Source organism: Nonomuraea longicatena (genome assembly GCF_039525605.1).
Lineage (GTDB): Bacteria > Actinomycetota > Actinomycetes > Streptosporangiales > Streptosporangiaceae > Nonomuraea > Nonomuraea longicatena.
Genome location: NZ_BAAAHQ010000024.1, coordinates 119,251 through 125,661, shown reverse-complemented (window position 1 = coordinate 125,661; position 6,411 = coordinate 119,251). Strand labels below are relative to the sequence as shown.

Below are 6,411 nucleotides of genomic sequence, written 5' to 3'. Positions count from 1 at the left end.
TGCCGTGGTCCGGTGCCGAGATCTGAGGACGACCCATGGGACGAGTCGAGTTCTGGAACGACCCGAACGCGCCGAAGGCCAACACCCTGGTTCCCGCCTGCGGAACCGTCACCGTCGACGACGCGGGCCGCATCCTTTTGCAGCGCAGGCGGGACACCGGCCAATGGGCGTTGCCGATGGGCAAGATGGAGATTGGTGAGACGCCCTCACAGTGCGCCGTACGCGAGACCCAAGAGGAAACCGGGGTCACCGTCGAACCGGTGAGCATGCTCGGGATCTACTCCGATCCTGGTCACATCGTCGCCTACACCGACGGGGAGGTTCGCCAAGAGTACGAAGTGATGCTGATCGCCCGACCGGTCGGCGGCCAGCCGGAAGCCAACGACGAGGCCAGCGATGTCCGATGGGTGGCGCCCGAAGACCTCCAGGGCCTTGATATCCACCCGACCCAGTGGCGCCAGCTCAACGACTATCTGAACGGCGCGTACCCGCATATCGACTGAGACCGTCATCACCCATCTTGCGCCCATCCCGCTCTTTGGCGATCTGACGGGCAGTGGCGGTGCGTTTGCCGAGCCAGCTCGGTCCAGAAGGGGCGAAGCAGTGGCCGGTCGTCGGTGGGCTGGGAATCGACACGTTTGTACAAGACATCGTCGTGCGGAAGACGCATCCTTGAGGGGACAGCCACGGCGGGAGGTGGGATGTCGCAGGTCTGGCGAGGGTGGTGTCTGCTTCGTCCGGGCATTCTGCTGTACGGCGGCGCCATCGGCACGACCCGGCCGCACGCGCACCACGCGATCCACCTGATCGTCTCCGCGGAGCCGTTCACCATGGCCGATGCCCATGGCGGGCGGGTGACCACCAGGGCTGCGGTCGTACCGTCCGATACCGGGCACGCCATCGTCGCGGGGGCGCGCGGGGCGCTGCTGGCGCAGATTGAACCGCGTAGTGAGCCGGGCCGGTTTCTGCTCGCCCGCTCCGGTGCCGGGGCCGAGGCCGCGAGCTGGGGCGTGCCGGCCGAGGCGTTCGCGTTTCCGGGTGACCCCGCCGAGGCCGCGATCGCGCTGAAGGGCGTCGAGGCGTGGACGGGCGAGCCAGCTACCGTTCACCCGGCGGTGGAGGTGGCGATGGCCGTGATTCCGACGCTTCTGGTCGGCGGGCCGGTGCGGCTGGAGGCGGTGGCGGCTGCCGCGCATCTGTCGCCGAGTCGGCTCGCGCACCTGTTCAGCGCGCAGGTGGGGATCCCGCTGCGGCCGTACGTGCGCTGGCAGCGTATCCAGCATGCGATCAGGCTGGTGGCGGCGGGAGAGTCGCTGACGATGGCCGCCCACCACGCCGGGTTCACCGACGGGCCGCATTTCACCAGGGTCTTCCAGCGCACTTTCGGGGCCGCGCCCTCGACCTACGCCGCCGCCATCGACTGGCTGCCCTGAGACGGCACGTTCGTCCAAGCCGCCGACGCGTCGGCCCCGCATTCTTGAGGTGTAGCCACCGAGGAGGGGTCGCGATGCTCAATCTGTCGATCATTCTGGAAGACAGCGCCCGCAGTGTCCCCGACCGCACCGCGTTGGTCCTCGGTGACCTGCGGCTGTCGTACGCCACGGTCGAGGCCGTCGCCAATCAGGTGGCGGGTCTCCTGGCCGCCCGAGGGATCGGCAGGGGCGACAAGGTGGCGCTGATGTGCCCGAACCTGCCCTATTTCCCCTTCGTGTACTTCGGCGTTCTCAAGGCGGGCGCGACCGTGGTGCCGCTCAACGTGCTGCTGCGGCCGCGCGAGATCGCCTACCACCTGGACGACAGCGGCGCCAAGGCGTTCTTCTGTTTCGAGGGTTCTCCCGAACTGCCCATGGGCGCGCACGGGCGGGCGGCGTTCGACGCCGCCGAGGGTTGCGAGCACTTCTTCGTGCTGCCCGCGACGATGGACACGGAGTCGGAGTTCTGGGCGGCGCTGGAGGGCAGGTCCGGGGAGTTCGCGACGGTGCCCACCGAACCCGATGACATCGCCGCGATTCTGTACACCTCCGGCACCACCGGTCAGCCGAAAGGCGCCGAGCTGACGCACCTGAACCTGCTGACCAACGCCATGGTCTGCCACGAGATGTTCCCCACCGCCCCTGACGGCGACGTCGCACTCGCCGTACTGCCGCTGTTCCACTCCTTCGGCCAGACCGCCGTCATGAACATGAGCGTGCGCCGCGGCGCGACCCTCGTGCTACAGCCGCGCTTCGAGGCCGATGCGGCGCTGGAGCTGATGCGCAGGGAGAAGGTGACCATGTTCGCCGGGGTGCCGACGATGTTCTGGGCGTTGCTGAGAAAGACCGACGGCGAGCCGCCCTCGACGCTGCGGGTGGCGGTGTCGGGTGGCGCGTCGTGCCCGGTCGAGGTGCTGAAGGACTTCGAGAGCGCCTTCGGCGTCCCGATTCTGGAGGGGTACGGCCTGTCGGAGACGTCCCCTGTGGTGTGTTTCAACCAGCTCGGACGGCCCGCCAAGCCCGGCACGGTCGGCGTGCCCGTCTGGGGGGTGCGGATGCGACTGGTGGACGACGACTGGAACACCGTCGAGGGCCTGGGCGAGATCGCCGTCCACGGGCACAACGTCATGAAGGGGTACCACGGGCGGCCGGAGGCCACCGAGGAGGTCGTGCGGGACGGCTGGTTCCGCACCGGCGACCTCGCGACCTGCGACGAGGACGGCTACTACGCCATCGTCGACCGTACCAAGGACATGATCATCCGGGGTGGCTTCAACATCTACCCGCGCGAGCTGGAGGAGGTGCTGATGACGCACCCGGCGGTCTCACTGGTGGCGGTGGTCGGCGTCCCGCACGACTCGCACGGCGAGGAGGTCAAGGCGTACGTCATCCCGGCGCCCGGGGCGACGGTCGGTGAGGACGAACTCGTCGCCTGGTGCCGGGAGAACATGGCGGCCTACAAGTACCCGCGCGTGGTCGAGTTCCGCGAGAGCCTGCCGATGAACGCCGCCGGGAAGGTCCTCAAGCGCGAGCTGCGCTGACCGTCAGCGTCACGCTGTGGAATACGGCATCAGCTTGCTCAAACGCAACCGGGGCATGGCCACCCGGCATGACAAGCTTTCTTCCGCTTCGAGGCACCGCCAGGCAACCGGGTGTGCGCGCTCCGCCCGGACGGGCGCTACACGCTTGCGTTAAGGGCGTCGAGCAGGTCCCGCGCGTAGAGGGTGTGCAGCAACCGGTCTACGTGGGACTTCTGCCAGACGTGCCCTCCTGCTGGGGTTCTCACCCCTTCTTCGTTGAGGACTCTGCTGATCGTCGCCAGGCTTAACCCTTGCGCGCGCAACGTGATGACCTGCAGCACCACCTCGGGCGGACAGCACGGCGGCCGCCCCCGGCGCCGGGCGGTGGCCGTCACGCTCACTGCCGGCCCCTGCGAAACAGCCGCAGCAGGTCTGAGAAGACCCGGTACTGGATCTGGACCCGCTTCTGGTCCCGGGTCAGCAGCGTGGCGGCCATGGCAACCCCCACGTACAGCACGAAGGTGGCGACCACTGCCGCGACGAACGCGGCGATCCATCCGGCCGCCGGAGCCATCTCCGCCAGGACGCGGAGCAGGATCTCCATCTGAACTCACTCCCAGTCTTCCGCAGGAGGCGGGGAGCGCGATCGGGTCAGATGCTCGTCGCTCCTCCCGCCGTGATCATGCATCGGCGAAGCGGAGAGTGGAGGTCGTCGTCAGAGTCGTGACGATGACCGTATCGGAGCATGGCGGCCATCATCAGCAGACCGAACGTTGGCACATGGGACAAACGTCTGAGGTGCGTAGCCATGAGCTTGCGGACGAGACGGATAATCCGGATGACCCGGTTCAGGAGCTGGACAAGCATCTCCTGATGGTCGGGGTGGACTTTCCGGACGAGCAGGATGGGCGACAGTGCGCAAGGGTGTGCGGCGCAGGAGGAGAACGGGGGCGGCCCGTCCTCGAAAAGGCAGTCCACCTGAGGGACAGGGTCAAAAGGAGAAAGCGGCTCCCGCTCATAGAGGAGATCGTGGCAGGTGGTCAGCAATGGGTTACGGTGCAGAGGAAGGAATCGGCGGGAGCGCTGAAAGTCAGCGAGAGAGGCTTCGAGGTCCCGGCCGCCGACGCAACTGTCACACGTCCGCCAAGTCGATGGGAGAGCCCAGGTCTTGCCCGAGTCGTGTGACGTCAAAGCGAAGAGGACGGCCTCACGCGGTGGGTAGTACGCCGAAGCTTTCAGGATGGTGGCGACCAGATGCGCCACAAGACTGGTTTTGCCGGTGCCAGAACCACACCAGGCTGTCAACTCCGATTCGAACTCATGCGGGTCAGGAGCGACCCTGGGCAGCACGAAGGAGAGGCGGGTCCCTTCCCGTATCTCAAGCACCTCGCCGTCCGGCATACCCTCACTTTAGGCCGCCCCACCTCTCGTACCGCTTATTGCGAACGCCTAGCTGTCTGTAATGGACGCGCGCCACAGGAAGGCCGCATCGCCCACGGGTGCGTCCGCGGGAGTGGGGTACCAGTTTGACCTGGTCACAAACGTGGCGACTGTGAATCGAACACGGCCATCGCACGATCCTTCGAGTTCGAACTGCGCTGATCGTCAGCGTTTGACGAGGCAAAACGGGTGGCCGGCCGGGTCGGTTAACACCCGCCAGCCCTCCGTGGTGTCGAGGAGGGTCGCGCCCAGGGCCTGCACCTGCTCCTGGGCGTGGTCGAGGTCGGGGACGCCGAGGTCGAGGTGGAACTGCTGCGGGCGGCCGGGATCGCCCCACTGGGGCGGGCGATGGTCGGTGACCCGCTGGAAGCCGAGGACCCGGCCGTCCGGGGTGTGCAGGGTCGCCCAGTCGTCGGCGGTCTCCCAGCGGGGGTCGGGCCGGTCGACCGTACCGCCGAGAACGTCGCGGTAGAAGGCGGCGAGGGCGTGCGGGTCCGGGCAGTCGAGGACGACGCACTCGAGTTCGGCGATCACGGCGGTCCTTTACGGGGTGAGCAGTTCGCGGGCGAGGGCGCCGGACCACCAGCGTTCGACGCGGTCCGGCGTCCATGAGCGTTCGATCGTGAGGACGGTGTAGACGTCGATGGTGCAGATGGCCGCGTAGACGTCCACGGCGGCCGGGACGTCGAGGCCGGAGCGCAGGACGCCGTCGGGCCACGAGGAGAATACCTGGACGCGGGTTTCGTCGGCGCGGCGCCGGCCGTCGCGGTAGACGTCGGCGAGTTCGGGTTCGGTGCGTCCGGCCTCGCGGACGAGCAGGATGATGTCGCCCGCGCGTTCGTACAGCCGCCGGTCAAAGGCGGCCATGGCGGCGAGCTGGGACTGCGGATCGGCAGCGGGGTCTTCGAGCCGGGCGAGCAGTTGGGGGACGTCGCCGGTCAGGTCGGCGCTGTCGGCGAGGGCGCGGGCCAGGCCCGCTTTGTTGCGGTACGTCGCATACACGGTGGGCGCAGAGACGCCCGCCTGCTTGGCCACGTCGCGGACGGTGGTATCGGCCCAGCCACGGGACAGAAAGAGGTCGCGCGCGGCCTCGGCGATCTGGGCCCGGGTCTCGATCGCCTGCGCGGTGCGGCGGATCGACTCGTAGCGCCGCTGCTGCATAGAGTTCCCTTTACGGTGCTTATAATGAATATATTGTGCGTCAAATCATAGCAGGGAGAGCTCATGAAGCTTGTGATCTTCGGGGCGAACGGCCCGACCGGCAGGCTCGCCACCCGGCAGGCGCTCGACGAGGGCCACTCGGTCACGGCGGTGACGCGCAACCCGGACACGTTCCCGGTCGGCGGGCCGAACCTCACGGTGGCGCGGGCCGACGCGCTGGACCCGGCCGAGGTCCGCGACGTGATCGCCGGGCACGACGCGGTGGCCTCGACCTTGGGAGTGCCGTACGGGTCTCCGGCGGCCACGACGATGTCGCGCTTCGCCGTGAACGCGATCGAGGCGATGCGGGCGCACGGCATCCGGCGACTGGTGTGCGTCACGTCAACGGGCGTGCCGATGCGCCCGCCGCCGGGCGAGACGTTCTTCTACCGGAAGGTGGTCATACCGACGCTGATCCGGATGGGGCGGCCGTTGTACGAGGACGCGGGACTGGCGGAGTCGATCGTCGCGGGGACGGACCTGGAGTGGACGGTGCTGCGCCCGTCGGGGCTGTTCGACGGGCCTCGGGTGACGGATTACACAGTGGGTCCGCCGCAGCTGAGGGGCCGCTTCACCGCGCGCAGGGACCTGGCGGACGCGCTGGTGCGGGCAGCGGTGGAGGGCTTGTACGCGCGGTCGGTGGTGGAGGTGCTGACGCGCGAGGGCGTCCCGAGCGTGTACCGGGTCTTCCTGAAGGAGGCCCTGCATCTCGGCCGCTGATCTTTCCCTCAAACCACCCCTCCCTATTACGGCCCAGCCGCCCCCACCCCCTCCCGCCG

The 6,411-nt window shown here is 68.3% G+C and carries 9 protein-coding genes; 5 read left to right on the top strand and 4 right to left on the bottom strand.

Translation table 11 applies throughout. The annotated features are described in order from the left end of the window. The first annotated feature begins 35 nt into the window (after positions 1 to 35). The 3 genes from ABD120_RS24265 to ABD120_RS24255 all read left to right on the top strand — a co-directional run bounded on the left by ABD120_RS24265 (position 36) and on the right by ABD120_RS24255 (position 3,013). On the top strand, positions 36 to 503 hold the full coding sequence (locus ABD120_RS24265; protein ID WP_343952323.1) for an NUDIX domain-containing protein: 468 nt from the start codon (positions 36 to 38) through the stop codon (positions 501 to 503). A gap of 198 nt (positions 504 to 701) precedes the next feature. Next, positions 702 to 1,433 (top strand): helix-turn-helix transcriptional regulator, encoded by a 732-nt coding sequence (locus tag ABD120_RS24260; RefSeq protein ID WP_343952322.1) that lies wholly within the window; start codon positions 702 to 704, stop codon positions 1,431 to 1,433. 74 nt (positions 1,434 to 1,507) lie between these two features. Continuing rightward, the gene (locus tag ABD120_RS24255) at positions 1,508 to 3,013 is read left to right on the top strand and encodes a long-chain-fatty-acid--CoA ligase (RefSeq protein ID WP_343952321.1); all 1,506 of its coding nucleotides are present in this window, start codon (positions 1,508 to 1,510) and stop codon (positions 3,011 to 3,013) included. Between the two features lie 137 nt (positions 3,014 to 3,150). On the opposite strand, the gene ABD120_RS39890 is transcribed toward ABD120_RS24255, so the two are convergent. Together ABD120_RS39890 and ABD120_RS24250 are read right to left on the bottom strand one after the other, a co-directional pair. Then, on the bottom strand, positions 3,151 to 3,333 hold the full coding sequence (locus ABD120_RS39890) for a recombinase family protein (protein ID WP_425564025.1): 183 nt from the start codon (positions 3,331 to 3,333) through the stop codon (positions 3,151 to 3,153). 56 nt (positions 3,334 to 3,389) lie between these two features. Continuing rightward, a complete protein-coding gene (locus ABD120_RS24250) occupies positions 3,390 to 3,596 on the bottom strand; it encodes a hypothetical protein (protein WP_343952320.1) in 207 nt (68 codons plus the stop codon). 98 nt (positions 3,597 to 3,694) lie between these two features. On the opposite strand from ABD120_RS24250, the gene ABD120_RS24245 reads away from it, so the two are divergent. Next, on the top strand, positions 3,695 to 4,177 hold the full coding sequence (locus ABD120_RS24245) for a hypothetical protein (RefSeq protein ID WP_343952319.1): 483 nt from the start codon (positions 3,695 to 3,697) through the stop codon (positions 4,175 to 4,177). Positions 4,178 to 4,597: 420 nt separating this feature from the next. On the opposite strand, the gene ABD120_RS24240 is transcribed toward ABD120_RS24245, so the two are convergent. Beyond that, complete coding sequence (locus tag ABD120_RS24240; RefSeq protein WP_343952318.1) at positions 4,598 to 4,966, bottom strand: VOC family protein; 369 nt, start codon at positions 4,964 to 4,966, stop codon at positions 4,598 to 4,600. A 9-nt stretch (positions 4,967 to 4,975) separates the two neighbouring features. Then, positions 4,976 to 5,593 carry a TetR/AcrR family transcriptional regulator gene (locus tag ABD120_RS24235; protein WP_343952317.1) on the bottom strand — a complete coding sequence of 206 codons (618 nt, stop codon included), beginning with the start codon at positions 5,591 to 5,593 and terminating at the stop codon, positions 4,976 to 4,978. A 63-nt stretch (positions 5,594 to 5,656) separates the two neighbouring features. Here ABD120_RS24235 and ABD120_RS24230 point away from each other — a divergent pair, with 63 nt between their 5' ends. Next, positions 5,657 to 6,352: an NAD(P)-dependent oxidoreductase gene (locus ABD120_RS24230; protein WP_343952316.1), complete on the top strand. Its 696-nt coding sequence runs from the start codon at positions 5,657 to 5,659 to the stop codon at positions 6,350 to 6,352. Positions 6,353 to 6,411: the final 59 nt, after the last annotated feature.

Coding starts and splice junctions, on each gene's coding strand:
- ABD120_RS24265 (WP_343952323.1), top strand. CDS start 36: ATGGGACGAGTCGAGTTCTGGAACGACCCGAACGCGCCGAAGGCCAAC.
- ABD120_RS24260 (WP_343952322.1), top strand. CDS start 702: ATGTCGCAGGTCTGGCGAGGGTGGTGTCTGCTTCGTCCGGGCATTCTG.
- ABD120_RS24255 (WP_343952321.1), top strand. CDS start 1,508: ATGCTCAATCTGTCGATCATTCTGGAAGACAGCGCCCGCAGTGTCCCC.
- ABD120_RS24250 (WP_343952320.1), bottom strand. CDS start 3,596: ATGGAGATCCTGCTCCGCGTCCTGGCGGAGATGGCTCCGGCGGCCGGA.
- ABD120_RS24235 (WP_343952317.1), bottom strand. CDS start 5,593: ATGCAGCAGCGGCGCTACGAGTCGATCCGCCGCACCGCGCAGGCGATC.
- ABD120_RS24230 (WP_343952316.1), top strand. CDS start 5,657: ATGAAGCTTGTGATCTTCGGGGCGAACGGCCCGACCGGCAGGCTCGCC.